General features: G+C 74.1%; 21 protein-coding genes. 12 read left to right on the forward strand and 9 right to left on the reverse strand.

The genetic code is table 11. The annotated features are described in order from the left end of the window. The first annotated feature begins 12 nt into the window (after window positions 1-12). Window positions 13-915 (forward strand): LysR family transcriptional regulator, encoded by a 903-nt coding sequence (locus tag NDAS_RS12575; protein ID WP_013153570.1) that lies wholly within the window; start codon window positions 13-15, stop codon window positions 913-915. Between the two features lie 69 nt (window positions 916-984). On the opposite strand, the gene NDAS_RS12580 is transcribed toward NDAS_RS12575, so the two are convergent. Then, window positions 985-1,914, reverse strand: a complete 930-nt coding sequence (locus NDAS_RS12580) for a LysR family transcriptional regulator (RefSeq protein ID WP_013153571.1) — start codon at window positions 1,912-1,914, stop codon at window positions 985-987. 284 nt (window positions 1,915-2,198) lie between these two features. On the opposite strand from NDAS_RS12580, the gene NDAS_RS12585 reads away from it, so the two are divergent. The 3 genes from NDAS_RS12585 to NDAS_RS12595 all read left to right on the forward strand — a co-directional run bounded on the left by NDAS_RS12585 (window position 2,199) and on the right by NDAS_RS12595 (window position 6,415). Further along, entirely contained in the window at window positions 2,199-2,741 is a 543-nt protein-coding gene (locus NDAS_RS12585) for a GNAT family N-acetyltransferase (RefSeq protein WP_019611128.1), read from the forward strand. Between the two features lie 220 nt (window positions 2,742-2,961). After that, window positions 2,962-4,203: a coiled-coil domain-containing protein gene (locus NDAS_RS12590; RefSeq protein WP_041553153.1), complete on the forward strand. Its 1,242-nt coding sequence runs from the start codon at window positions 2,962-2,964 to the stop codon at window positions 4,201-4,203. Between the two features lie 136 nt (window positions 4,204-4,339). After that, window positions 4,340-6,415 (forward strand): FUSC family protein, encoded by a 2,076-nt coding sequence (locus NDAS_RS12595; protein ID WP_013153574.1) that lies wholly within the window; start codon window positions 4,340-4,342, stop codon window positions 6,413-6,415. A 42-nt stretch (window positions 6,416-6,457) separates the two neighbouring features. On the opposite strand, the gene NDAS_RS12600 is transcribed toward NDAS_RS12595, so the two are convergent. Beyond that, on the reverse strand, window positions 6,458-7,108 hold the full coding sequence (locus NDAS_RS12600; protein ID WP_013153575.1) for a cyclase family protein: 651 nt from the start codon (window positions 7,106-7,108) through the stop codon (window positions 6,458-6,460). Window positions 7,109-7,349: 241 nt separating this feature from the next. Here NDAS_RS12600 and NDAS_RS12605 point away from each other — a divergent pair, with 241 nt between their 5' ends. The 6 genes from NDAS_RS12605 (at window position 7,350) to NDAS_RS12630 (ending at window position 14,476) form a co-directional block, all read left to right on the forward strand. Beyond that, a complete protein-coding gene (locus NDAS_RS12605) occupies window positions 7,350-8,048 on the forward strand; it encodes a lysophospholipid acyltransferase family protein (RefSeq protein WP_013153576.1) in 699 nt (232 codons plus the stop codon). Window positions 8,049-8,428: 380 nt separating this feature from the next. Further along, on the forward strand, window positions 8,429-9,775 hold the full coding sequence (locus NDAS_RS12610; protein WP_041552742.1) for an FAD-dependent oxidoreductase: 1,347 nt from the start codon (window positions 8,429-8,431) through the stop codon (window positions 9,773-9,775). Window positions 9,776-10,154: 379 nt separating this feature from the next. Continuing rightward, window positions 10,155-12,635 (forward strand): penicillin-binding transpeptidase domain-containing protein, encoded by a 2,481-nt coding sequence (locus NDAS_RS12615; protein WP_013153578.1) that lies wholly within the window; start codon window positions 10,155-10,157, stop codon window positions 12,633-12,635. Window positions 12,636-13,131: 496 nt separating this feature from the next. Further along, complete coding sequence (locus NDAS_RS12620; RefSeq protein ID WP_013153579.1) at window positions 13,132-13,461, forward strand: hypothetical protein; 330 nt, start codon at window positions 13,132-13,134, stop codon at window positions 13,459-13,461. Window positions 13,462-13,548: 87 nt separating this feature from the next. Then, on the forward strand, window positions 13,549-13,797 hold the full coding sequence (locus tag NDAS_RS12625) for a hypothetical protein (RefSeq protein WP_013153580.1): 249 nt from the start codon (window positions 13,549-13,551) through the stop codon (window positions 13,795-13,797). A 103-nt stretch (window positions 13,798-13,900) separates the two neighbouring features. Further along, complete coding sequence (locus NDAS_RS12630; protein WP_013153581.1) at window positions 13,901-14,476, forward strand: CAP domain-containing protein; 576 nt, start codon at window positions 13,901-13,903, stop codon at window positions 14,474-14,476. Between the two features lie 106 nt (window positions 14,477-14,582). Here NDAS_RS12630 and NDAS_RS12635 read toward each other — a convergent pair whose 3' ends face one another. The 6 genes from NDAS_RS12635 to NDAS_RS12660 all read right to left on the reverse strand — a co-directional run bounded on the left by NDAS_RS12635 (window position 14,583) and on the right by NDAS_RS12660 (window position 20,287). Beyond that, window positions 14,583-14,924 carry a DUF3040 domain-containing protein gene (locus NDAS_RS12635; protein WP_013153582.1) on the reverse strand — a complete coding sequence of 114 codons (342 nt, stop codon included), beginning with the start codon at window positions 14,922-14,924 and terminating at the stop codon, window positions 14,583-14,585. A 220-nt stretch (window positions 14,925-15,144) separates the two neighbouring features. Beyond that, window positions 15,145-16,353 carry an ABC transporter ATP-binding protein gene (locus tag NDAS_RS12640; RefSeq protein ID WP_013153583.1) on the reverse strand — a complete coding sequence of 403 codons (1,209 nt, stop codon included), beginning with the start codon at window positions 16,351-16,353 and terminating at the stop codon, window positions 15,145-15,147. Continuing rightward, the gene (locus NDAS_RS12645) at window positions 16,353-17,234 is read right to left on the reverse strand and encodes an ABC transporter permease (RefSeq protein ID WP_013153584.1); all 882 of its coding nucleotides are present in this window, start codon (window positions 17,232-17,234) and stop codon (window positions 16,353-16,355) included. The genes NDAS_RS12640 and NDAS_RS12645 overlap by 1 nt, the downstream gene beginning before the upstream one ends. Further along, complete coding sequence (gene modA, locus NDAS_RS12650) at window positions 17,231-18,037, reverse strand: molybdate ABC transporter substrate-binding protein (RefSeq protein WP_013153585.1); 807 nt, start codon at window positions 18,035-18,037, stop codon at window positions 17,231-17,233. Before modA ends, NDAS_RS12645 begins: the two co-directional genes overlap by 4 nt. After that, window positions 18,030-18,431 carry a TOBE domain-containing protein gene (locus NDAS_RS12655; protein WP_013153586.1) on the reverse strand — a complete coding sequence of 134 codons (402 nt, stop codon included), beginning with the start codon at window positions 18,429-18,431 and terminating at the stop codon, window positions 18,030-18,032. Before NDAS_RS12655 ends, modA begins: the two co-directional genes overlap by 8 nt. A 239-nt stretch (window positions 18,432-18,670) precedes the next feature. After that, window positions 18,671-20,287, reverse strand: a complete 1,617-nt coding sequence (locus NDAS_RS12660; RefSeq protein ID WP_013153587.1) for a glycoside hydrolase family 10 protein — start codon at window positions 20,285-20,287, stop codon at window positions 18,671-18,673. 322 nt (window positions 20,288-20,609) lie between these two features. Here NDAS_RS12660 and NDAS_RS12665 point away from each other — a divergent pair, with 322 nt between their 5' ends. Together NDAS_RS12665 and NDAS_RS12670 are read left to right on the forward strand one after the other, a co-directional pair. Continuing rightward, entirely contained in the window at window positions 20,610-21,890 is a 1,281-nt protein-coding gene (locus NDAS_RS12665; protein WP_041552744.1) for an isochorismate synthase, read from the forward strand. A 140-nt stretch (window positions 21,891-22,030) separates the two neighbouring features. Next, the gene (locus tag NDAS_RS12670) at window positions 22,031-22,480 is read left to right on the forward strand and encodes a GNAT family N-acetyltransferase (RefSeq protein ID WP_013153589.1); all 450 of its coding nucleotides are present in this window, start codon (window positions 22,031-22,033) and stop codon (window positions 22,478-22,480) included. Window positions 22,481-22,591: 111 nt separating this feature from the next. On the opposite strand, the gene NDAS_RS12675 is transcribed toward NDAS_RS12670, so the two are convergent. Continuing rightward, window positions 22,592-24,616, reverse strand: a complete 2,025-nt coding sequence (locus NDAS_RS12675) for a PhoX family protein (RefSeq protein WP_013153590.1) — start codon at window positions 24,614-24,616, stop codon at window positions 22,592-22,594. Window positions 24,617-24,778: the final 162 nt, after the last annotated feature.

Here is a 24,778-nt window from a genome sequence, read left to right on the forward strand (position 1 = left end):
TAGCTTCTGTGGATGGACTTCACCCGGTTGCGCCTGCTGGTCGAACTGGAGCGGCTGGGCACGATGGCCGCCGTGTCCGAGGTCACGGGCATGAGCACGTCGGCGGTCTCCAAGCACTTCGCCGTCCTGGAGCGGGAGGCGGGCGTGCCGCTGATCGCGCCCGACGGGCGGCGGGTGCGCCTGACCCCGGCCGGGCGGCGGCTGGCCGAGCACGCGGTGGGCATCCTGGCGCGGGTGGAGGCGGCGCGGGCGGAGTTCGACGGCGAGGGCGAGCCGGTCGGCCGCGTCGACCTGGTGATGTACACCACGGCGGCGCCCCTGGTGCTGCCCGCGCTGCGCCGTCTGCGGCGCGACCACCCCGGGATCGACGTCCACCTGACCGAGCACGAGTCCGAGCACGCGCTGGAGCTGCTCCAGGACGGGCGGGCGGACCTGGGGGTGGTGTACCAGTACAGCCTGCTTCCCCGGGATTTTCCGGGGACGCTGACGGTGCACCCGATCGGGAGTGAGGACCTGCTGCTCGCCCAGCCCTCGGAGGGCGCCGACAGCCGCACCCTGACCCGGCGGCGGCTGCGGGAGCTGGCGGAGGCGGCGTGGATCGTCAGCCCCTACCGGCGCGACGAGGAGGCGCTGGTGCAGCGCATGTGCGCCGAGGCCGGGTTCACGCCGCGCGTCGTCCACCGCATCGACAACCTGGAACTGTTCGAGCAGCTGGCGGCGGAGGGTCTGGGGGTGGGCGTGGTGCCGCGGTTGTCGGCGGTGACCCGGCGCGGGGTGGCACACGCGCCCCTGGGCGAACTCGGCGGGGTCCGCCGCGTCCACCTGGCGGGCCGCACCGGCGGATGGGCGTGGAAGCCCATCCGCCTGGTGGCGGAGTACCTGCGCGAGTCGGCCGCGGGCGTGCTGGCCGGGTAGGGCGGGGCCCGGCGAGCCGGGACGGAGCGCGGCGTCCGGACGGGACGGGTGGCCGGGCGGGGCGGAGCCTCAGCCCGCGATGGCGAAGGGCCCCACCGACGGCACGGGGACCTTGCTGGCGGCCTCGCGCATGGCGGTGAGCAGGGGTTCGGGCGAGGCGCCCGCGCGGGAGAGGGCGACGATGTGCCGGCGCGCGCTCTCGCGCACGCCCCGCACCACGATCCGCGGCGTGCTCAGGCCGGTCCAGGCCAGGCGCGGCATCAGGGCGATGCCCAGCCCCGCCTGCACCAGGGAGAACACGGCGCTGAAGTCGTCCACGGTGTGCACCACACGGGGCTGGAAGCCCACCTGGTGGGCGGCGCCGGAGACGCACTCGTGCCAGGCGGTGCCGGGCGCGGACAGGATCCAGTCCTCGTCGGCGAGGTCCTCGGCCAGGTGGAGGCTGGTGCGCGCGGCCAGCGGGTGCTGGTAGGGCAGGATCGCGTCGAACAGCTCGACCATGACCGGATCGACGCGAAAGTCCGGGTCGCCGCTGGCGGGCAGGTGGCCGGTGGACATGGTCAGGGCCATGTCCAGGCGGCCCGAGCGCACCATCTCGGCGCTGTGCTCGGGCTCGGCCTGGACGACCTGGAAGGACCAGTCCGGGTGGCTCGTGCGCAGGCGCGCCAGGGCCGGGGCGATGAGGTCGCTGATCCCGGTGGAGAAGGCGCCGATCCGGACGACGCCGCGGTCGCCCTCGGCGTATTCGGCCAGGTCGGCGCTGGCGCGCTCCATCTCCGCGAAGATGACGTGCGCGCGCTTGAGTAGGACCCGGGCCGCGCCGGTGAGCAGGAAACGGCGGCCGTTGCGTTCGACGAGGGGGACCCCGGCCTCCTTGGCCAGGGCGGCGAGCTGCTGGGAGACCGCCGACGGGGTGACGTTGAGCGCCTCCGCGGTCGCCGCCACCGTGTGGTGGTGGTCGAGTGCCTGGAGGAGCTGTAGCCGCCGAACGTCGATCATGGCCTCCAACTTATGGCAGCACGTACAGATTTCAGGGTGGTTTCGTACGCGTTGCGCAGGTTAGGGGCGTGATTCCATGCACATCGTCACCGGACTCCACGCTCAAAGAAAAAACAGATCTTCTTCTCTTTCAGCAATCTCTGACGCCTCTTTCTCCGTGTCGGGCACGTTACGGTCGATACGGACACGTACAGTCGGTGCCACAGCTCAACCACGGGTGAGACCCGGGGGGATCAGCACCCAATGCTGGTGGAACGGGTGAGAAAAAGATGCAAAATTCGCTGATGACCAAACCTCGACAGTCCGACGTCGGTGTGCTCAGCTTCCGCTACCTGGGAGCCCACGAGGTGGAGGAACTCGCGGACCTGTGGGGCGCCCTCCACCAGCAGCACACCCTGACGGCCCCGCACCTGGCGGACATCATCGGCCCTGTGAGCCTGGACGAGTCCTGGAGGCGCCGCCGCGCCCAGTACACGGCCTGGCTCTCCGACCCCGAGACCCTGGCGATCCTCGCCGAGAGCAACGGCGACCTGGCCGGGTACGCGATGGTCACCATCCGCGAGAACGCCCAGGGCAGCTGGGACCGCGGCGCGCGGGGCGCGGTGGTGCAGACCTTCGCCATCGACCCCGAGTACACCGGAAGCGGTGTGGCCTCCAAGCTGCTGGAGGAGGTGCGCCGCCAGCTCGCGGGCATGGGCGTGCGCGACATCGAGTTCTCCGCGCTGGCCACGGCCTCCGAGGACATCCGCTTCCTGGAGGAGGAGGGCTTCCGCCCCTTCGTGACCACGATGGTCTGCCGCGTGGACGCCTTCGGCGCCCACGACTAGCGTCCGCGGGAGCCCAAGCCCCCTTTCCGGCCTCCGGGACCGGGAAGGGGGCTTTCGTGTCAGCCCGCGCCCGCGGGCCGCGGTCGGCGGTCCGCCCGAGGGGCCGGCGCGGAACCGCCGGCGGCCGTCCACCCCCGGTGGAGCGCGGGTGCGCGGGTGCCCGGTCGCCGTGCCCGACACACCTCCGCGCCGCACGGGGGCGAACCGCTACGCTCACCCCGTGGCCTCCGACTCCAACACCTGCAACTTCCCCGGCTGCGACCGGCCCGTGCCCCGTGCCTCCTCGCCCGGCCGTCCGCCGCAGTACTGCGACCTCCCCGAGCACACCCGCTGGCGCGCCTGGAAGGAACGCCAGCGCCAGACCCAGGAGGCCGAACGCCAGGAGGAGTTGGCCCGCGCCGCGCAGGAGCCCTCCGCCGCCGACTCCGCCGCGCCCTCCCCCCACACCGCCGGCTCCTCCCCCGCTTTCAGCACCGAACCGGTCACCTCCGCCCGCCTGCGCGCCGACGACCTGCTCACCCGTTTCGCCGTCCAGAGCGAGCAGCTCACCGCCACCCTCCAGGCGGCCACCGAGGCCTTCTCCACCATGACCGACCCGGCCGCGGCCGAGGCCCAGGTGGAGGCCGCCCGCCTGGCCGGAGCCCGGCACGCCGCCGAGGCCGACGCCGCCCGCCTGGAGGCGGAGAACCGCCGCCGCGAGGCCGAGAGCGCCCGGCGCGTGGCCGAGGACGCCGCCGCCTCCGCCGTCTCCGCCACCCAGGAGGCCGAGCGCATCGCCGAGGAGGCCCTGGCCGCCCGGGACGCCGCCGAGGCCGAGCGCGACCGGCAGCGCGCCCTCGCCGACGGGGCCCGGACCGAACGCGACGCCGCCGTCGCCGAGGCCAACGCCGGGCTGGCCGCCGCCGAACGCCGTATCGCCGAACAGGCCGCCCGCGCCCGCGAGGAGCTGGAGCACGAGCGGGCCGAGGCCGCCCGGCGGCTCCAGCACGCCCACGCCGAGGCCGAGGGGCTGCGCGCCGAGACCGCCGAGCACGCCCGTCGGCGCGACGAGGCCGTCCTGGCGGCCGAGAGCGCCCGGGCCCGCGCCGAGACCGCCGAGGAGCGCGCGGGCGAGGCCGCCCGGACCCTGGCCGCCGAACGGGAGCGCTTCGACGCCGAACTGGAGCGGACCCGCGAGCGCCTGGAGTCGGACCGCGCGGCGGCCGCCGACGAGCGCGAACGCCTCACCGCCGAGCTGGAACGGCTCCGCGCCGACCGCGAGCGCCTGGCGGCCGACCTGGACACCCAGCGCCGCAACGCCGAGATCACCCTGGCCGAGTCGCGGGAGGCCGCCGCCGCGCGGCTGGCCCTGGCCGAGGAGGCGCGCGATCGGGCCGTGGCCCGCGCCGAGCTGGCCGAACAGCGCGCGGAGAGGGCCGGGGCGCCCCCGGCCGGGCAGGACGCGGAGCGCACCACCACGTAACAGCCCGCTCCGAACGGCCCGGCCCCTGTCCACGGCCCGCCCCTACGGATGTTCAGTAAGTCACCTAAGTGCCGGTTCGTCCCGGTCTAGGATGGGAATCGTGCGAGATCTGGGAACCACTGGAGACACCGGACCGATGAACGTGGGTGGTTCCCCCGGCGAAGGACACGGAGCCGAACGCGTCGAGGTGGCCGAACGACCCCACCCCAGGGTCGACCTGCGGGCGCTGTTCGGACTCCAGCCCGGCGCCTGGGCGTGGACCACCGCGGTCAAGGCCGCCGTGTCCATGTCGCTGTCCTTCGCCCTGGCCACGTGGCTGTTCGGCTCGGAGGTCGGCACCCTGGCCGCCCTGGGCTCCATGACCGTCCTGTACGAGAAGAAGACGCCCTACGCCTACCGTTCGGCGGCCCTGGCCCTGGTCGGCCTGGGCTTCGTCGCCAGCGTCACCCTCGGCTCGCTGGCCTCGGCCCTGGCCTCCTGGGCGCCCGTGTTCTCCATCGGCCTGACCGCCGGGATCGCCACCTGGCTGTGCGCCGCCTGGCGGGTGGACAGACCGGGCCCCCTGTTCTTCGTCCTGGTCGGCGCGATCTCCACCATCGCCCCCGGCGGTCTGGCCGACGTCCCCCTGCACGCCCTGGTGGCCGCCCTCGGCGCGGCCATCGGCTGGTCGGTGTCAATGTCGGGCGCGCCCGTGCGCGCCCGCCACCCCGAGTACCGCGCCGTGGCCGGGGCCTACCGCCAGCTCGCCTCCCTGCTGCGCGCCGTGGGCACGCCCGACCTGGACCACGCCCAGCACGAGGCCTCGGTGGCGGTGGCCGAGGCCTGGCGGATCGTCCTGCTGGCCCAGACCCGCGGCTACCGCACCAGCCCCGAGGCCGCCCGGCTGCGCTCCCTGCTGCGGTGGGTCTCCGACGTGCACCTGGCCACCACCCAGGTGTGCATGGCGCGCCCCACGACCCTGCCCGAGAAGGCCGCCGACTTCGCCGAGCGCATGGCCCCGGCCGTGGCCGACCCCTCCCTGGGCCCCGACCCCGACGAGCTCGACGAACTGCGCCGGGGCCTGCGCCCCCGCTCCCTGGAGGCCCGGCTCTACGGCCAGCTGGCCCGGGCCGCGCAGGCCGCGCGCCGCTTCTCCCACGATGACGACGAGCACGCCGCGACCCTGCACGACGAGCGCTATCCGGCGCTGTGGGACGCGCTGCGCTCCAGCCTGGGCTCGGACTCGCTGGTGCGCCCCACCGCGCTGCGCATGTGGATCACGGTGACCGCGGCGGGCGCGTTCAGCCTCCTGCTGGGCCTGGACCACTACTACTGGGTGGGCCTGACCGCGACCGCCGTCCTCCAGGCGGGCAGCGTGGTCCTGACCATGAACCGGGCCCTCCAGCGGTCCCTGGGCACCCTCGTGGGCGTGTTCATCGGCGCCGCGCTGATCGCGACGCACCCGCCGCTGGCCGTGGTCATCGTGCTCGCCGGACTGTTCCAGGGGCTCACCCAGCTGGTGGTGGGCCGCAACTTCTTCTACGCCTCGGTCCTGGTGACGCCGATGGCGCTGCTGCTGGCCGGAACCGCCGCGCCCGACCCCATCACCGACCTGGCCGGGTCGCGCATCATCGACACCGTCGTGGGCTCGGTGTTCGGCCTGCTGGGCTCGCTGCTGCTGTGGCGCAGGGCGTCGGCGACCCGCCTGCCCCAGGCCATCACGAGCGTGCTGGAGACCTCGCGCGAGTGCATCATGGCGGTCCTGGACCAGGACGTGGAGATCGGCCCCGAACGGCGCTACCGGCTGCGCAGGGACATGCGCGCGGCCCTGGTCAACCTGCGCGGGGTCTACGACAGCGCGATCGGGGACGCGCCGCGCGCGGCGTCCACGCTGCCGCTGTGGCCGGTGGTGGTGGCCACCCAGCGCACCGGCTACCTGGCCCTGTCCGCGCTGGCCCGGGACCGGCCCGAGTCGGCGGGCGTCATCACCCTGCAGCGGGTGGACCTGGCCTTCGGCGAACTCATCTCCTCGATGAGGGAGCGCCGTACGCCCCGCATGGGCGCGATCCCCCGGCTGCCCGCCTACCCCAGGATCAACATGGAGCTGCGGGCGCTGTCCAACGCGATGACCAGCGCGGTCGCCCAGGACGAGCGCGCGGCGCGCCAGGAGGCCGAGCGGCGGGCCCAGCGCGAGCACCGCCGGGCCCAGAAGGATCTGGACGCCGACCTGTGAGCCCGCCCCGCGCCCGCCCCCGGCCTCCGGGGGCGCGGCCGGTCAGTCCACGAGGGCGAAGGCGCGCACGGGGAAGGCGGCCATCCCGCGGATCTTGGCGGGCACCGCGAAGAAGGTGAAGCCCTCCTCGGGGAGCTGGTCGAGCAGGCACAGGTGGGAGACGACGGGGACGCCGGCGGCGAGCAGGACGGCCAGCGCCGGGCGGGCGCCCTCGGCGGCGGGAGAGGGGTCGTCCACGCCGACCGCGTCGATGCCCACCAGGGTGGCGCCGCCGTCCACGAGCGCCTTGGCCGCCGCCTCGGTCAGGTAGGGGTGTTCGGGGTGGCCGTAGGACTCGGTGCGCCAGTGCCGGTCCCAGCCGGTGCGCACCAGCACGGCGCGTCCGCGCACGTCCAGGCCGGAGAAGGCCTCCGGGCCGACCCGGGCGGAGCCGACGGAGACGACCACGCCGGGCAGATCGGCCACGCGGGCCAGGTCCAGGTCGGCCAGGTCCGCGCCGTCCCGGTAGCGGTGGGCGGGCGTCTCCACGTAGGTGCCGGTGGCGCCGACCATCGTGACGCGGCCGCTGCTGGTGGCGTGGCCGGGGACGGAGCCCGCGACGGCGGTGCTCTCCTCGACGGCGGGTTCCGGCAGGCCCGGAGAGGTGGTCATCCCGTCGGTGATCTGGTGGCTGACGTCGACCAGTTTCGGCATGGCTGTTCTTCCTCGCTCGCGCGTCCGGGGAAAGGACCCCTGACCTGCACCAGAGGTCTAGACCATAGCCTAGCGCGTGTGACCGGCGCCACGGCACCCGCGCCCGGCCCGATCACACCCTCCGTCCACGTCCTCCGCTCCGCGGCCCCGATAAGCTCGGGAGACACGGACACGGGAGCCCTCCGCACGTCCGTCACCCCCGCGCGGACCACCCCACCCCACCCCGAGAAGAGGCGACCGAGTGACCCTGTACGGAGCGGCCAAGACCGTCATCGCGCCCGCCACCCGTGTCGTGTGGCCCCAGCGCGTGGAGGGCGCGCACCACGTCCCCCGTCGCGGTCCGGTGATCCTGGCCGTCAACCACCTGGCGCTGATCGACCCGCTCTTCATCGGCGTGGCCTGCCCCCGGCCGGTGCGCTTCATCGCCAAGCAGGAGCTCTTCGACGAGGGGACCCTGCCCCGGCGGCTGTTCACCCGCGCGCTGCGGGCCATCGGCCAGCTCTCGGTGGACCGGCGCCCGGGCCAGAGCGCCCAGGAGGCCATGGACAACAGCCTCGGGGTACTGGAGCGCGGCGAGGTCTTCGGGATCTTCCCCGAGGGGACGCGCTCCCCCGACGGCCGCCTCTACCGCGGACAGACGGGGCTGGCCTGGCTGGCGCTGACCACGGGCGCCCCGGTGGTGCCGGTGGCCCTGGCGGGCACCGAGCGGATCCTGCCCCCCGGCCGCAGGGTGCCCTCCCTGAACCGGGTGGGCGTGCGCTTCGGCGAACCGGTGGACCTGTCGCCCTGGGAGGGCCAGGCGGACAGGGCGCGCCCGCGCCGCGAGGCCACCGACGCCATCATGGCCGCCATCGCCAAGCTGTCCGGGCAGGAGCAGGTGCCCCGGTTCGCCGCCTCGGTCAAGGCCGAACTGGAGCGGGGACGCCCCTCGGGCGCGTAGGGTCGGTTTCCGGGGGAGTCGGACTCCCCCTCCCCCCGGTGCGGCCCCCGGCACGCGGGACCGCTCCGGCGGGCGGTGACTTTCTTCACAGCCCGTTCGGAACTGGAGAACCGGTGACGGGGCGTTGACCTCTTGTTGAGGGACCTCTCAGGGCGCCGGCGGCAGCCTCCCGACCTGGTCCTACCGGGTTCCGCCCGGGCCGACGGCCCGCGGGACCCCCGGGGCCCGCCACGCGGGCCCGGGACGGGGAGCGGAATTCTCTACCTTTATAGTAGGTTTTCCCGGTGCCGGCACCGGATAGATTAGGCAAGCCTTACCTTTTGATGGCGTCCGACTCTGGCGCGAAGACTTGGAGCTGTGCGATGACGCGACCACTGCGAGTGGGAATCGTGGGTGCGGGCCCCGCGGGGATTTACGCCGCGGACCTGCTCACCAAGGACGAGACCCTGTCCGCGTGCGGCACGTCCGTCAGCATCGACATCCTCGACAAGCTGCCCTCCCCCTACGGCCTGGTCCGCTACGGCGTCGCCCCGGACCACCCCCGCATCAAGCAGATCCAGGGGGCGCTGCACAAGATCCTGGACAAGCCGGAGATCACCTTCTACGGCAACGTCGAGTACGGCGTGGACCTCAAGTTGGAGGACCTGCGCCACCACTACGACGCGGTCGTCTTCGCCACGGGCAGCGACCGCGACCGGCCGCTGGACATCCCGGGAATCGACCTGCCCGGCAGCCACGGCGCCGCCGACTTCGTCTTCTGGTACGACTCCCACCCCGACGTGTCGCCGTCCTGGCACGTGGAGGGCACCAGCGTCGCCGTGATCGGCGCGGGCAACGTCGCCGTCGACGTCGCCCGCATCCTCGCCAAGAGCGCCGAGGACCTGCTGGAGACCGACATCACCGACAACGTGTACGAGGGGCTGCGCGCCAAGCAGATCACCGACGTGCACGTCTTCGCCCGCCGCGGCATCGCCCAGTGCAAGGCCACCCCCATGGAGCTGCGCGAGCTGGACAAGCAGCCCGGCGTCGAGGTCATCGTCTACCCCGAGGACTTCGACATGGACGAGGGGAGCCTCCAGGCCTGCGAGGACTCCAACCAGGTCAAGACCAACGTCAAGGTCCTGCAGAACTGGGCGATCCGCGACCCGCGCGGCGCCGAGCGCCGCCTGCACCTGCACTTCCTGCACAGCCCGGTGGCCGTGCTCGGCGAGGACCGCGTCACGGGTTTCCGGACCGAGCGCATGGAGCTGACCGGCGACGGCGGCGTCCGGGGAACCGGCGAGTACGTCGACCACGAGGTCCAGGCCGTCTACCGCGCCATCGGCTACCTGGGCTCGCCCCTGGCCGACCTGCCCTTCGACGAGGAGCGCGGCGTCGTCCCCAACGCCGAGGGCCGGGTCCTGGACCTGGACGAGAAGCCGATGGACGGCGTCTACGCCACCGGCTGGATCAAGCGCGGTCCCGTGGGCCTCATCGGCCACACCAAGGGCGACGCCCTGGAGACGGTCACCAACCTGGTGGCCGACCGCGAGGCCCTCACCCCCGCCTCCGAGCCCGACCCGGTCGCCTTCCGCGCCCTGCTGGAGGCCCGCGGCGTCCACTACACCACGTGGGAGGGCTGGCAGCGGATCGAGGCCCGCGAGGAGGAGCTGGGCGCCGAGCGCGGTCGCAAGCGTCTCAAGCTCCTCTCCCGTGACGAGCAGACCAGCATCGCGCGCCAGGGGTGACCTTCGGTTCGCGGGCTTCCCGGCCGGTCCCGCGCCCCTCTGCGGGACCGGCCACCGCATTCCCTCCCCCGGTCCGCGAGTACCGTGAGATTGCGCATGCGCCGCTTCTCGCGGTGGCGGAACAACGGCCCGGCCCGATGGGTTAGAGTCACTGTTGGTCGGTGTGGTAGCAAGTGTCCCCCGGGCCTCAACAATTGCCTTCGCGGAATACCGCGTCCGGCCCCGCCTCCGGGTGGGTGACCGTACGGCCAGGAGCCCCGTTGTGCCCCGCGCCGAGAGGCGACCGCCATGCCGACCCTCACTCTCGTGCCCCGCTCCCACCGAGGTGGGAGCGGGGCATCGTGGTCTCTCCAGCCAACCCAGTGAAGGACGGTCAGGCGTGGACGAACGGTCCCCCCGGCAGCCGGATTCCTCCGGGCCGCCCGAAGCATCGCACGAGCCCTCGGCGCACCCCCCGCGCCCCGCCAACCCCTACCGCATCCCCCAGCGCACCCAGGGGCCTCCGCCCGAGGAACCCGCGGCCCCGTCCGCGCCGGTTCCTCCCCCGCAGCCCGACCTCCCGCAGCGGTCCGCCGGGTCCTGGGACTCCCCCGCCTCGTGGGACGAGCCCCCACACGGAGGAACCACCGACGACGGATGGGGCGCCCCGTCCGCGCACGCCTGGGAGCCCTCCCGGCACGAGGGCTCCGGCGCCCACGGCAACGCGGGGCGCCCGCAGGGGCCCTCCTCGTGGGACGAGCCCCCGCGCGGCCCCGACCGGGGCGGCGCCCAGGACTGGAACACCCCCTACCCCTCCGCGCAGGGCCCCTCCGGCGACTGGGACGGCTCCCGGCCCCGAGGCGACGAGGAGCACGACGCCTGGCAGGACGGGGCGCACGACTCCTGGCAGGAGGCCCCGGCCTCCCGGCACGGCGCGCGCGAGCCCGCAGCCGGACACGGTCACCCGCACGGTCGCACCGACACCTGGGACGACGACCCCTACCCGGGTCAGCCCGTCCACCACGGCGACACCCCCTACCCGGGCGACGCGCCCCCTCCTGCGCCGGACCACGGCGGCCGCGGGGAGACCGGCCCCCAGCACGGCCATGGTTCCCCGGACGGCTTCGAGTACCTCTACAGCGGCGGCGGCCCGGGCTCGGGCGGGCCGGACGACCCCGACCGCCACGGGGACGACGGCTACGACCCCGGTCCCCCGCCGCGCAAGTCGCGGCGCGGACTGCTCATCGGCGTGCTCTCCGCCGTCGTGGTGCTGCTGCTCGTCGGCGGCGGCGCGTCCTGGTACGTCCTGACGATGCCCGAACCCGAGGAGGCCGCCGCCGAGTACGAGGCCGCCTGGGAGGCGCAGGACTACGAGCGCCTGGCCGCGGTCACCCGGGGCGGCGACGCCGCCGCGGTGCTCGGCGGCATCGACTCCGGACTGGGCGTGGACTCCATCGCGGTGGAGGTCGGCACGGTGACCGCCGACGGCGGCACCGGCAGCGCGCCCTACGAGGTCACCGTGTCGCTGACCAACGCCGACGACTGGGGCTGGGAGGGCGAGCTGCCGCTGGTCCGCGAGGACGGCGAGTGGTGGGTGGAGTTCTCCCCCGAGGTCGCCTACCCCGGCCTGGGAGAGGGCCAGGTCCTGGCCCGCACCGCCGTGTGGGGCGAGCGCGGCAGCGTCCTGGCCGCCGACGGCACCGCCCTGGACGGCACCGTCTCCGGTTCGCTCCAGATGATCGCGGGCTCCCTGGGCGAGGCCACCGCGGAGGACGTCGAGCGGCTGGGCCCGGCCTACAGCGTCGGCGACACCGTGGGCGTCAGCGGCCTCCAGCGCACCTACGAGGAGCGGCTGGCCGGTGAGGCCGCCACGACCATCCTCATGGTCGACGCGGCCGCCGCCGAGGACCCCGACTCCCTAGAGGCCACCGAGGAGAACACGGTGGCCACCCTGGACGGCGCCGACGGCGAGGACGTGGTCACCAGCATCGACATGGCCGTCCAGAACGCGGCCTCCAACGCCGTCATCGACTCGGCCGACCCGGCGGGTCTGGTGGCGGTGCGCCCCTCCACCGGCGAGATCCTGGCCGCGGCGAACGTGCCCGGCGGTTTCAACCGGGCCTTCGAGGGCCAGTACCCGCCCGGGTCGTCGTTCAAGATCATCACCTACAGCTCGCTGCTGGACAACGGGATGGGCATGGACGCCGCGATGAGCTGCCCCAAGGAGTACGACCTGGGCGGGTGGCCGTTCGTCAACGCGGGCGACGCCGAGTACGGCGCCCAGACGGTGACCGAGGCGTTCGCGACCTCCTGCAACACCGCGCTGGTGGAGCAGGTCGGCGACCGGCTCAGTTCGGACACGCTCCAGGCCAGCGCCGAGCAGTTCGGCATGAACGCGCCGCTGGACATCGGCGTGCCCACCCTCGAACCGTCCTTCCCGCCGGTGGACAGCGCCACCATGCTGGGTGCCCAGAGCATCGGCCAGGGCCAGATCCTCACCTCGCCGCTGCACATGTCCACGGTGCCCGCCGCGGTCGCCGACGGTTCCTGGCGCCACCCGGTCCTGGTGACCGAGCCCGCTCCGGAGGGCCTGCCCGAGCCCCGCGCGATCGCCCAGGCCGAGGCGCTGCGGACGATGATGCGCGCGGTCGTCACCGAGGGCACCGCCGAGGACGTGCCCTTCCAGGGCGAGGTGTACGCCAAGTCGGGTACGGCCGAGTTCGGCACCGCCGAGGACGCCGACGAGGACGGGGAGCTGCCCAGCCACGCCTGGATGGTCGGCTTCAAGGGCGACGTGGCCTTCGCCGTGGTGGTCGAGGGCGGTGGCGGCGGCTCGTCCGTGGCCGGTCCCCTGGCCGCCAGCTTCACCAACGGCCTCTGAGGCAGGATCCGCCGCGACGGCGCGCACCGGCACCGCCGGTGCGCGCCGTCGGCGTGAGGGGCGCCCGTGCGCCACGCGGTGCTCCCCCGGGAAGGTACGGGGTCGCGGCCCGCGAGCGGGTACGGCCCGCGCTGACCTGTCCGGAAGCGGTCCCCGCCGCGCGCGCCCGCGACGGCGTGGCCGCTGTCGGCGCCGGTTCCCGGCGTCTACGATGCCCCTGGTTCCGCAGCGTGCCGCGGCCCCGTCCCGCTCTCTTCCGGGGCCGGTCGGCCCCCTGTCCCCGGCCGCGGGCATGGGCCCGCCTCAAGCAGGAAAAATCCTACCCAAAACAACCAAGTATTACTTTAAGTTATTTAGTGACTACTAAGAGTTAGTGAGCGGGGACCCGGGGCAGATCTACGGATGGCGCCAGGAGAACGGTTCTCCCGAGGGTCGAGCTGGGGGGATCGGTGCCACCGGACCGACAGATCGTCGGTCCGCCTCGAAAGGACACAGGATGAACCGCAAGACTCTCACTCGGATCGCCTTCGCCTCCGTCGCCGTTCCGGCCCTGGCCTTCGGCGCCCCGGCCACCGCTATGGCGGACAGCTTCTTCTCGGGTGAGTCCAGCGCCGCCGGTATCGATGGCGCTGCGAGCCACAGCGTGACCGCTGTCGCCTTCGACGGTGACAGCAACGGCCACGGCCACGGCCACGGCCACAAGGGTGGCAAGGGCGACAAGGGCCACGACCACTGGGACAACGGCGGCTCCTTCTACAAGAAGAGCGCCACCTGGGCGGGCCACGACGGCGCCGCCTCCCACAGCATCGTGAGCGGTGCGAACTAGGCATCCCGTTTCCGTCGGGCGCGGCGGCCGTGTCGGCCGCCGCGCCCGGCGGGCGTGACCCGACCCAACCCGAGGAGGGGAAGGACGATGGTCCGACTACGACGAGTGCTGTCCCTGACCGGTGTGGCCTTCGGCCTGGCGCTGGGTGCGCCCTCGGTCGCGATGGCCGACGCGGTCTTCGAGAAGGACTTCGGCAGCGCCAGCGCCGAGGGCGCCACCATGACCGTGGTCCACAGCCGCGTCGGCGACGACGGCAAGGTCTACTACGAGTACGTGACCTACACCGCCTCCATGCACGGAGCCACGGTGGACAGGACCACCAGCAAGGCGAACTGAGTTCCCGCGAGGTTGCGGGCGGACGGCCTTCACGGCTGTCCGCCCCTGGTGTGCGCGGGCACGGCGCGGTACACGCTCCCCCGCGCACGGGAGGTGGAAAGACATGCGAAACCTGCTTCGAGGCCGTGCCCTCGCGGGGATGGCCGCGGCGGCCGTGTGCTGCGCGGGCGTGACCGGCGCGGCCGACCCCGGCGACGTGTTCGCCGGCGGCGGGACCCCGTCCGCGGTCCAGGGGACGGGATCCGGCGGCGGCTGGCCCCCGCCCTGGTCCCAGGAGGAACCGGCCGACCCCTGGACCGAGGCCGAGGCCGAGGTCGTGCGGCTGGTCAACGACAAGAGGCCCGGGTACGGGTGCGGGAAGCTGAGTACCCACGAACTGCTCACCCAGGCCGCGCGGGAGCACAGCCAGGACCAGGCGGGCGACAGCGGGTTCCCCGGCGGCGGCTTCTTCGGCGGCAGCTCGTCGGCCAGGGACCGGGCCCGCGGCCTGGGCTACGCGCACCCTTCGGGCGAGATCGTGGCCAACGGCTTCGAGACGGCCGAGGAGGCGGTGGAGGCCTGGACGCGCCACGGCCACAACCAGGTGCTCGCCGACTGCGAGGCCGAGCACATCGGCGTGGGCGTGGTGAAGGGCGACGGCGGCCCCTACTGGACCGTCGTCCTCGGCCACGGAGCCTGAGCCGCACGCGCGCGGTCCAGGGCACGTGACGGGCGGTGTGCGGCGGGTGCACACCGCCCGTCACGTGTCCCGGGAGAGGCCGCGCGGCCGCGGAGCGGGGCTCCGGTCAGGAGGTTCCGACGGCCTCGGGTCCCTCCGGCGCGGGCTCCGGATCCGGATCGGGCGCCGGGTCCCCGGTGGTCTGCGAGGTCTCGGTGGGCACCGCGGGCGCGGACGGCTGCGGCGTGCTCGGGGTGAGCACGAACAGCATCACGAGCAGGCCCGCGGTGACCGCGGCGATCAGGCCGCACGCCACCCACGGTTTCCAGCCGCCCAGGCCGGGGTCGGCCGGAGCGTCGGGATCCCCCGACCCGAAGGACTCCAGCCGTCCGGCCAGGTCCGGTTCCTCCTCGCTGAGCTGCCGCTCGATCTCCGCGAGGATTCTTCTCTCGTGCTCTCTCAGGGACATGGAACCCTCCTCGGCCACGGGGGGAAGGACAGTCGTCGCCAGACTTACAGTCTCCCCCGGGTATACCTGAGATATCCAGGTGTGCACAGGTTTTCCGATGTGGGTTTCTATGCCCGATTCTGGGTAGAAAAATCGGTTTCCTCCGCGGGGTGCGACCCGCCGCCGCGGGCCCGAGCGCGCTCCGCGCCGACGCGGTCCCGCGGGCCGGCCCCCCGGGGGGTCAACCCGGGTAGCACTCGACCTCGGCGGCCTTGACCCCCGCCCACACCGCGTCCCCCCGGGCCAGTCCCAGCTCGGCCAGGGCCGCCGGGCTGATGTCGGCGGCCAGGGAGGGGTTCCCCGCCAGGTGCACCCTCACCTGGTCGCCGAACCGCTCGATCCCCTCCACCGTCAGCCGCCACACGTTGCGCGGACTGCCGTGCGGACGGTGCGGGTACAGGGCCACGGCGCGCGGCGGGAAGGCCACCAGGGCCGGTCCCCGGTGCGCCTCGTGCGCCTCCACCCGGACGGGCCCGCCGGGACCGTCGCCGTCCAGGGTGACGGTGGTGCCCTCGGCCGTGCCCCGGAAGAGGTTGAGCCCCACCAGCCGCGCGACGTAGGCGGTGCGGGGGCGCCGCGCCACCTCGGCGGGCTCGCCCTGCTGGACGACCCGGCCCCCCTCGATCACCGCCACCCGGTCGGCGAGCACCATGGCGTCGAGCGGGTCGTGGGTGACCAGCACCGTGGCCCCGTCGAACTCCTCCAGCAGGTGGCCCAGCCGGGCGCGCACGTCGATGCGGGTGCTGGCGTCCAGGGCGGCCATGGGCTCGTCGAGCAGCAGCAGGCGCGGGCGCACGGCCAGGGCGCGGGCCAGCGCCACGCGCTGGGCCTGGCCGCCGGAGAGGCGGCGCGGCCGCACGCGCGCGTACGCGGACAGGTCCATGTGGGCGAGTAGTTCGGCGGCGCGCTCGCGGGCCCCCGCCCGCGACAGGCCCTGGTGGCGGGGGCCGAAGGCCACGTTGTCCAGGGCGCTCATGTGCGGGAAGAGCAGGTAGTCCTGGAAGACCATGCCGATGGGGCGGTGCTCCACGGGTGTCCTGGTCTGGTCGCGCCCGTCCACGAGGACGCGCCCGCCGGTGAGGGGCACCAGTCCGGCCAGGGCGCGCAGCGCCGAGGACTTGCCCGCGCCGTTGGGCCCCAGCAGGGCGAGGATCTCCCCCGGGCGCACCGTCAGGGAGGCCTCCAGGGTGAAGGCACCCCGGCTCAGGCACAGGTCCGCCTCCAGCGCGGGTACGGGCGTGGACGCGGCCGAGGACGCGGACGCTGGTGCGGACGTGCGTTCGGGCCCGGAGGCGGGTGCGGCCGGGGTCGGGGCCGTGCGTTCGGGCGCCGCCGCGGGGCCGGATTCGGGGTCGGGTGTGGTCTCGTCAGGGCGGTGGTTCGGGGCCATCAGGCGTTCGTCCACCTCTCGCGCAGGGTGGCCAGGACGGCCAGGCAGACCGCCAGCAGGATCAGGCTGAGCACGATGGCGGCCTCGGGGTCGCGCTGCATGGCCACGTACACGGCCAGCGGCATGGTCTGCGTGGTGCCCGGGAAGTTCCCGGCGAAGGTGATGGTGGCGCCGAACTCGCCCAGGGCCCGCGACCAGCACAGGACCGCTCCCGCGGCGATGCCCGGCAGCACCATGGGCAGGGTGACGCGGGCGAAGACGGCCGCCCGGCTGGCGCCCAGGGTGGCGGCGGCCTCCTCGTAGCGGCGGTCCGCGCCGCGCAGCGCGCCCTCCACGCTGATCACCAGGAACGGCATGGCGACGAACACCTGGGCCAGGACCACGGCGGCGGGGGTGAAGGGCAGGGTGATCCCGAACCAGGCGTCCAGGTGGCGGCCCACGATCCCGTTGCGCCCCAGGACCAGCAGCAGCGCCACGCCGCCGACCACGGGCGGCATCACCAGCGGGACGGTGACCAGGGCGCGCACGAGGCGGCGTCCGGGGAAGTCGGTGCGGGCCAGCAGCCAGGCCAGCGGCACCCCGAGGAGCAGGGACACGGCCGTGGCGGCGGTGGCGGTGGACAGGGACAGCCACAGGGCCGCCAGCACCTCGGGCTCGGTCAGGCGGCCGCCCATGGTGGACCAGGGCGCGCTGGCCAGCAGGCCCGCCAGGGGCAGCACGAGGAAGGCCACGCCCAGGAGCGCGGGCAGCACCAGGATCCAGGGCGGTCGGCCGAAGCGCCGTCCCCGCGGCGGACGGCGGCGCGGCGCCGCGGCGGAGGGCTCGGCGGGGGCAGCGGCGGAGGGCTCGGCGGGGGCAGCGGGGGCGCGGTCGGGCGTCATGGCACCTCGAACCCGGCGGCCCGCAGGACCTCCTGGCCCCCGGGGGAGCGCACCAGTTCCACCCAGGCGGCGGCGAGCGCGGCGTCGGAGGTGGTGGAGACGACCCCGATGGGATAGTCGTTGACCACCTCGTCGGACTCGTCGAACGCGATGCCCTCGACCCGGTCGCCCGCGGAGACGACGTCGGTGGCGTAGACGAGTCCGGCGTCGACCTCACCGAGTTCGACCTTGGTCAGGACCGCGCGCACGTCCTCCTCGTAGGTGTCGGGGGTGATCTCCAGCCCGGCCTCGTCCAGGACCGCGGCGGTGGCCGCGCCGCAGGGGGCCTCCTCGGCGCAGAAGGCGACGGCGGTGTCCTCCTCCGCGAGGTCGGCCAGTCCCCCGACACCGGCCGGGTTGTCCGGGGGCACGGCGATGCGCAGGGTGTTGGCGGCGAAGACGACGCCCTGCGCGCCGTGCTCCGCGGCCCAGTCGGGGTGCAGCCCCTCGCCCTCGACGACCCGGTCCATGGTGGCGGTGTCGGCGGAGGCGAAGACGTCGGCGGGGGCGCCGGAGTTGATCTGGAGGGCCAGGTCGCCGCTGCCCGCGAAGTTGAGGACCACCTCCGTGCCGGGGTGCTCGGCCTCGAACTGCTCGGCGAGGTCGGTGAAGACGTCGGTGAGGGAGGCCGCGGCGAAGACGTTGAGCCGGTCGGCGGACCCCTCCCCCGGGGAGCAGGCGCACAGGACGAGCGCGGCCGCGGCCAGGACGCGGACCGGCCGGGGAGCGCCGGAGCGGGGGCTGCGGGTGGCGGGCTCACGCATGGCGTTCCCCGGTGGTCTCCACGACCACGTTGGTGGACTTGACCACCGCGGTGGCGACGCTGCCCACCTCCAGACCGAGCTCGTCGGCGGCCTCGCGGCTCATCAGCGAGACCACCCGGTGGGGTCCGGCCTGGATCTCCACGCTGGCCATCACCCGGTCGCGGACGACGTCGGTGACCAGGCCTCGGAAGCGGTTGCGGGCGGAGGACAGGCGCCGGGCCGGGTCCTCGCCGGCACCCGCGCTCATGAACCCGGCCAGGTCCGCGCCCTCGATCAGACGCCTTCCGGAGGCGTCGCGGGTAGCGGACAGGCGGCCGGAGTCGACCCAGCGCCGGACGGTGTCGGCGCTGACGCCGAGGAGGTCGGCGGCCTCGCTGATGTGGAAGGTCGGCATGGGGCCAACCTATATCCGGCACCTGCTGGGGCAAAAGGGGCTTTCCGCTAGCAGATGCTTACTTTTTCTCCCTTGTCTTGGGATTTTGCGACAGACGTGCGGGCGGCACCGGACCGCGCCCGGGAAGAAGCCGGACCGGGCGCCCCGGAGAGGGACCGGGGACCCACGCCCCGGCGAACGGAACGGGCTCCGGCCCGGGGACGCCTCCCCCGGCCGGAGCCCGCGCGCCCGGTGTCCGTTCAGCCGCGCACGTCGGCGACCTCGCTGACCGGTCCCTGGGCGCGGTAGTCGTCCAGCGCGGTGACCACGTACCCGGCGCCGTCCTCCAGCGGCGCGGTGTCGGTCAGCGCGGTCCGCCCGGTGAGGCCCACGAGGTTGTCCGCGGTGACCGCGGCGCAGCGCTCCTCCTCGGACCCGGCGGCCGCGTCGGCGGGCAGCCGGTAGACGGCGTAGAAGCGGGCGCCGTCCACGGCCTCCCACGCCACGTCGACACCCTCGTCGGCGGCCCGGGCCGTGACGCCGCCGACCGCGCCGACCAGCGGCCCCCGGCCCCCGGGCGCGTCGGAGAGCGGCGGCAGGGCGGGGGCGCCGTAGTGCTCGTCGGCCAGCGCGGCGTAGGCGTCGGCGGCCTGCTCGCGCAGGTTCTTGATGGAGAAGTAGACGTCGCCGTCCACCTGGGGCAGCTCGCCGGAGTAGTCCAGCTGGGTGCTGAGCGCGTCCTCGCCGGTCCAGCCGTCCTCGCCCACCCGGTAGGCGGCCTGGCCGATGTACAGGTCCACGCCGGTGCCCTCGACCTCCCGGGCCCACCAGTCGGCCAGGACCTCGTAGTCGGCGGTCTCGAAGCCCCGCTCCCAGTACAGCTGCGGCGCGACGTAGTCGACCGTGCCCTCCTGGATCCAGGTGCGGGTGTCGGCGTGCTGGGCGTCGTAGGACTGCAGGCCCGAGCTGGACGAGCCGCTGGGGTCGGTGGAGTCGTTGCGCCAGATGCCGAACGGGGAGATCCCGAAGCTCACCCAGGGCTTGGTGGCCTCGATGCCCTCGTGGACCCCGGCGATGAGCTGGTTGACGTTGTCGCGCCGCCAGTCCTCGCGGGCCTCGAAGCCGTCGCCGTGCTCCTCCCAGGAGGCGTCGTCGTCGAACTCCTCGCCCTCCTTGGGGTAGGGGTAGAAGAAGTCGTCGAAGTGCACGCCGTCGACGTCGTAGCGCTCCACCACGTCGAGGATCACGCGGGTCACCCACTCGCGGACCCCGGGGTTGCCGGGGTCGAAGTAGGCCTCGACGCCGTAGTCGACGAGCCACTCGGGGTTCTCCCTCGCCGGGTGGTCCTCGGCCAGGTTCTCGACGTCGGGGTCCTGGAAGCCCACGCGGTAGGGGTTGAACCAGGCGTGCAGCTCCAGGCCGCGCTCGTGCGCCCCGGCCACCGCGTACTCCAGCGGGTCGTAGCCGGGGTCGCCGCCCTGCTCGCCGGTGAGGTAGCGCGCCCACGGCTCCAGGTCCGACTCGTAGACGGCGTCGGCGGTGGGCCGCACGTGCAGGAAGACCGCGTTGAGCCCCATGGCGGAGGCGTCGTCGAGGTAGGCGTCGAGTTCGGCCTTCTGCTCCTCGGCGGACAGGCCCGGCTCGGAGGGCCAGTCGATGTTGCGGACCGTGGTCAGCCAGGCCCCGCGCATCTGCCGCTGCGCCCCGCCGTCCCCGCACCGCAGGGTGGCGGCCGCCCCGGACGCGCCGTCGGCCGGTGGCTCCTCGTCGGCGCCCCGGCCGGTGCACCCCGCCAGCAGGACGGTGGCCGCGGCGGCCGTCGCGGCCCACCGCAGCGCGGCGCGCGTCGGGGTCACGGCACGGGCCACTGAATCCATGGAACAGGTCTCCTCTGAGGGGATGGGTCGCGCACCGCCGTCACCGTGACGTCGCACCGCGAACCAGAGTAGGCCAGACAGTCAATTTTCGGACACGATTGCGCCAATCTGTGGACAACCTCGCACCCCCGGTGCCGGAGGGCCGTTCCGGCAGGTCGACGGAGCGCCCGCGGGGGCGGCGGCGGAGCACCGTCCCCGCCGGGCGGCGGCGAGGGCCGGTTCACGACGGCGGCTCCACCCCGGGAGGGAGCACGTGCGCACCCCGGCCACCACGGCCGATACCGGACACACCGCCCCAGACGAGGTTCTAGACTCGGGGACCGTGAACGCCCTCCTGAGCCCGCCACGCCTGTCCGTCCGCACCGTCGCCCTGCGCGACGACACCGCCAGCCTGGTGCACCGCCTGCCCGCGGACTCCCCCCTGGCCTGGCTGACCGGCGACGAGGGCGTCGTGGGCTGGGGACAGGCCGCGCGGCTGGACCTGGACGGTGAGCCCGAATCGGCCGAGCCCACCGACACCACCCGCTTCACCGAGGCGGCCCGCTGGGTCGACGCCCTCACCGAGCGCGCCGAGGTCCACGACGAGGTGGGGGTGCCCGGCACCGGCCCGGTCGCGTTCGGCACGTTCGCCTTCTCCCCCTCCTCCGCGGGATCGGCCCTGGTGGTGCCGCGCGTGCTGGTCGGGCGGCGCGGCGGCCGCTCCTGGCTGACCACCGTCACCGAAGCGTCCGGGGCGCACCCGGCCGAGCCGCTCGGCCCGACGCCGGAGCCGCGGCCCGTCGGTCCGCTCTCCTGGAGCGCGGGGTCGCTGACCGGCGAGCAGTGGATGGGCGCCGTGGCCGGTACCGTCGAGCGCATCCGCACGGGAGAGCTCGACAAGGCCGTGCTGGCGCGCGACGCCCTGGCCGAGGCCGACGCCCCCATCGACGTGCGCACCCTGCTGGAGCGGCTGCGGCTGCGGTTCCCCGGTTGTTTCACCTTCTCGGTGGACGGCATGGTCGGAGCCACCCCCGAGCTGCTGCTGCGCCGCGAGGGCGACCAGCTCTCCTCGCTGGTGCTGGCCGGGACCCGCCCCCGGGGCGAGGACCCCGACGCGGACCGGCTCCTGGCCGAGGAGCTGCTGACCTCGGCCAAGGACGTGGACGAGCACCGCATGGCCGTGGAGTCCCTGCGCACCGCGCTGGAACCGCTCACCGAGGAACTGGACGTGCCCGCCCGGCCCCGCCTGCTCGCGCTCGCCAACGTGCAGCACCTGGCCACGCCGGTGCGCGCCCGCCTGTCCCCCGGGGTCTCGGCGCTGGAGGCGGTCGCGGCCCTGCACCCCACCGCCGCCGTGGGCGGCACCCCCACCGCGGCGGCCATGCGGCTGATCGCGAAGGCCGAGGGCATGGACCGGGGCGGCTACGCCGGTCCGGTCGGGTGGCTGGACGGCGCGGGCAACTCCGAGTGGGGCATCGCCCTGCGCTGCGCCCGCGTGGAGGGCGCGCGCGCCCGGCTCTTCGCCGGAGGGGGCATCGTCGCCCAGTCCGAACCGGAGTCGGAGCTGGCCGAGACCGAGTCCAAGTTCCGGGTGATGCGCGAGGCCCTCACCGACCCCGTCTGAACCGGGGCGGGAGCGCGCTCCGGGCCGGGCTCCGCGGTACGCGCGCGGGCGGCGCTGAGCGGGGGTGACGCCGCGCACAGAGGCCGCTGCCCGGACGGGATTTCACGGCCGCGAAACACGGCGCCGCTAGCGTGGCGCCCATGCGTGTCCACGAGGTTTCCTGGGACGATCCCGACGCCGCCGCCCTGCGGGCCGGCCAGCGGGCGGAGATCGCCGAACGGTACGGCACCGCCGACTCCGAGCCGGGGGTGGCCCCCTCCGCCGGGGACATCGCGGTGTTCGTGGTGGCCCGCGACGCCTCGGGCGCGGCCGTGGGCTGCGGCGGCCTGCGCGACCTCGGCGACGCGGCGGGGGAGGTCAAGCGGATGTACGTCCGGCCCGACCGGCGCGGCTCGGGCGCGGCGGCACTGGTCCTGGCGGCCCTGGAGGAGTGGGCCCGTGAGCGGGGCTGGAAGTGCCTGCGCCTGGAGACGGGCGACCGGCAGCCCGACGCGGTGCGGTTCTACACCCGTTCGGGGTACACGCCCATCCCCGGTTTCGGCGCCTACGCCGACGAGCCCTCCTCGCTCTGCTTCGAGAAGACTCTCTGAGGCCCGCGCGCCCCGGGCGGGGGCCCCGACACGAGGAACCGGCCCCGGCAGCCCCCACGATGGAAGCCGGGGCCGGTGGTCGTCGTCCCTACCGGCGGGAGGGCGGCCGGGCTACCTGCCGACCTCGCGGCCCGCGGTGTGCCAGATGCACACCACGGACGGGCGCGGGAACTCGCCGTCGGGCCAGGTGCTGGTGGGAGCCTCGAAGCTGCCGCCGTCACCGGGGTGCTGGGGGGCCAGGAACACCGTCTTGCTGTCCTCGGTGACGAAGGGGCCGCAGGCCTCCGCGCCGACCGGGACGGTGGCGAAGGTCTTCAGCTCACCTCGGAAGCGGCCCTCGACCGGCATGACGTGCAGGCCGTCGTTGATCCCCAGGGCGCCCGGCTGGCCGTCCGTGGAGATCCACAGGTTGCCGTCCTTGTCGAAGGTCAGGTTGTCCGGCGCGGAGATCGGCATGACCTTGGACTTGTCGAAGCCCGCGTAGTAGGTGTCGTCGTCCTCGGGGTCGCCGCACACCAGCGGCACGTTCCAGGCGAAGGTGGTGGCGGCCGCGTCGTTGCCGGACTCCACGATCTCCAGGACGTGGCCGTGCCGGTTGGGGCCGCGCGGGTTGGGCTCGTCGGCCTGGCCGGGCTCGCGGGCGGAGTTGTTGGTCAGCGCGCAGTAGACCTTGCCGGTGACCGGGCTGGGCTCGAAGTCCTCGGGGCGGTCCATCTTGGTGGGGCCCACGGCGTCGGCGGCCAGACGGGTGTGGATGAGCACCTCGGCGACGCTGAAGCCGGGGACGAAGCTCTCGGTGTCGGTGCACAGCGCGACCCACTCGCCGGAACCGTCGAACTCGCCGTCGGCGGGCAGCGCGCCGGAGCCGTCGAACTCCTCGGCGGGGCTGTTGCCGGACAGGCGCGCCACGTACAGCGTGCCGGTGTCCAGCAGGGAGAGGTTGTGGCGCCGGGAGCCCTCGACGTACTTCTTGGCGCTGACGAACTTGTACATGTAGTCGAAGCGCTCGTCGTCGCCCATGTAGGCCACGACCCGGCCGTCGTCGGCCAGGCGGGTGGTGGCGCCCTCGTGCTTGAAGCGGCCGAGCATGGTGCGCTTGAGCGGCTCGGACCCGGGGTCGAGCGGGTCGACCTCGACGATGTAGCCGAAGCGGTTGATCTCGTTGGGGTGCTTGGAGAGGTCGAAGCGCTCCTCGAAACGCTCCCAGCGGCGCCCCGTGGCACCGGTGCCGACGCCGTAGCGCCTGGTCTCGGCGGACCCGGAGCCGTTGGCGAAGTACTGGTTGAAGTTCTCCTCGGCGGTGAGGAAGGTGCCCCACGGGGTCATGCCGCCCGCGCAGTTGTTGAGCATGCCCCTGACCAGGGTGCCGGTGGGGTCCTCCGCCGTCTTGAGCAGGTCGTGCCCGGCGGCGGGGCCGGTGAGGCGCATGGGGGTGTCGGCGGTGATGCGGCGGTTGAAGGAGCGCTCGCCCGTGGAGAGCACCCACTTGCCGGTGCGGCCCTCGCGCTGGAGCTCGACGATGGAACCGCCGTGGGCGGCCATGGCGATGCGGACCTGCTCCTCGGTGGCGGCGTCGCCCCCGGCGTACCCCGGGAACATGAGTTCCTCGTTGGTGTACTCGTGGTTGACCCACAGCAGGGCGTGGTCGTCGTCGAGCTGGTGGAAGCCGACGTAGTCGCAGTTGTAGCCGAACTGCTGGGCCTGCGCCTCGGCGGTCTGGTCGTACACGTCGAACTCGGGAGCGCCGGGCAGGACCGGCTCGCCCCAGCGGATGATGACGTGCTGGTCGTAGCCCCGGGGGATGGTGATCTTGTCGTCGTTGTTGGGCTGGACGCTGGTGAAGGTGGGCCGCGGCGAGGGGTGGGGGCGGTCGGGGCCGCGGCGGTCGGCCGAGGCCGGGCTGAGCGCGGCGAGTCCGAGCGCGCCCGCTCCGGCGCTCACGGCACCGGCCTGGATGACGGAGCGGCGGGAGAGCGCCTTGGCGAAGATGTCCCCGAAGTAGGGGTTGTCGCTGGTGTTGGGAGCCGGGTGGAAACAGGCGTCGCCGCAGCGCAGTCTGCATGTCGCACGGGAACGACCGCCACCGACCTGGCCGATCAACGGCAGCTGGCGGCGGCGGGGCGCGGATTCGGGCACACCTTCTCCTTGGGGATCGTGCTGCTCCCACGCGCTCCGTCGGTGCGGGGTCTGACCGGGGCGCGCGGATTGTCTCCTGGTCCGGCGGGGTGCTCCCCCGGACGCTCTCGACCTTGGCCGAAATTCCAAACGCGCAGGTGAAACCAAGATGAACGCGCCTAC

Origin of the sequence: Nocardiopsis dassonvillei subsp. dassonvillei DSM 43111 (assembly GCF_000092985.1) — a bacterium.
Taxonomy (GTDB): domain Bacteria; phylum Actinomycetota; class Actinomycetes; order Streptosporangiales; family Streptosporangiaceae; genus Nocardiopsis; species Nocardiopsis dassonvillei.

Bases quoted from the DNA above. Each gene is read 5' to 3' on its own strand.
- NDAS_RS12575 (WP_013153570.1), top strand. From the start codon at position 13: ATGGACTTCACCCGGTTGCGCCTGCTGGTCGAACTGGAGCGGCTGGGC.
- NDAS_RS12580 (WP_013153571.1), bottom strand. From the start codon at position 1,914: ATGATCGACGTTCGGCGGCTACAGCTCCTCCAGGCACTCGACCACCAC.
- NDAS_RS12585 (WP_019611128.1), top strand. From the start codon at position 2,199: ATGACCAAACCTCGACAGTCCGACGTCGGTGTGCTCAGCTTCCGCTAC.
- NDAS_RS12595 (WP_013153574.1), top strand. From the start codon at position 4,340: ATGAACGTGGGTGGTTCCCCCGGCGAAGGACACGGAGCCGAACGCGTC.
- NDAS_RS12600 (WP_013153575.1), bottom strand. From the start codon at position 7,108: ATGCCGAAACTGGTCGACGTCAGCCACCAGATCACCGACGGGATGACC.
- NDAS_RS12620 (WP_013153579.1), top strand. From the start codon at position 13,132: ATGAACCGCAAGACTCTCACTCGGATCGCCTTCGCCTCCGTCGCCGTT.
- NDAS_RS12625 (WP_013153580.1), top strand. From the start codon at position 13,549: ATGGTCCGACTACGACGAGTGCTGTCCCTGACCGGTGTGGCCTTCGGC.
- NDAS_RS12630 (WP_013153581.1), top strand. From the start codon at position 13,901: ATGCGAAACCTGCTTCGAGGCCGTGCCCTCGCGGGGATGGCCGCGGCG.
- NDAS_RS12635 (WP_013153582.1), bottom strand. From the start codon at position 14,924: ATGTCCCTGAGAGAGCACGAGAGAAGAATCCTCGCGGAGATCGAGCGG.
- NDAS_RS12640 (WP_013153583.1), bottom strand. From the start codon at position 16,353: ATGGCCCCGAACCACCGCCCTGACGAGACCACACCCGACCCCGAATCC.
- NDAS_RS12645 (WP_013153584.1), bottom strand. From the start codon at position 17,234: ATGACGCCCGACCGCGCCCCCGCTGCCCCCGCCGAGCCCTCCGCCGCT.
- modA (WP_013153585.1), bottom strand. From the start codon at position 18,037: ATGCGTGAGCCCGCCACCCGCAGCCCCCGCTCCGGCGCTCCCCGGCCG.
- NDAS_RS12655 (WP_013153586.1), bottom strand. From the start codon at position 18,431: ATGCCGACCTTCCACATCAGCGAGGCCGCCGACCTCCTCGGCGTCAGC.
- NDAS_RS12660 (WP_013153587.1), bottom strand. From the start codon at position 20,287: ATGGATTCAGTGGCCCGTGCCGTGACCCCGACGCGCGCCGCGCTGCGG.
- NDAS_RS12670 (WP_013153589.1), top strand. From the start codon at position 22,031: ATGCGTGTCCACGAGGTTTCCTGGGACGATCCCGACGCCGCCGCCCTG.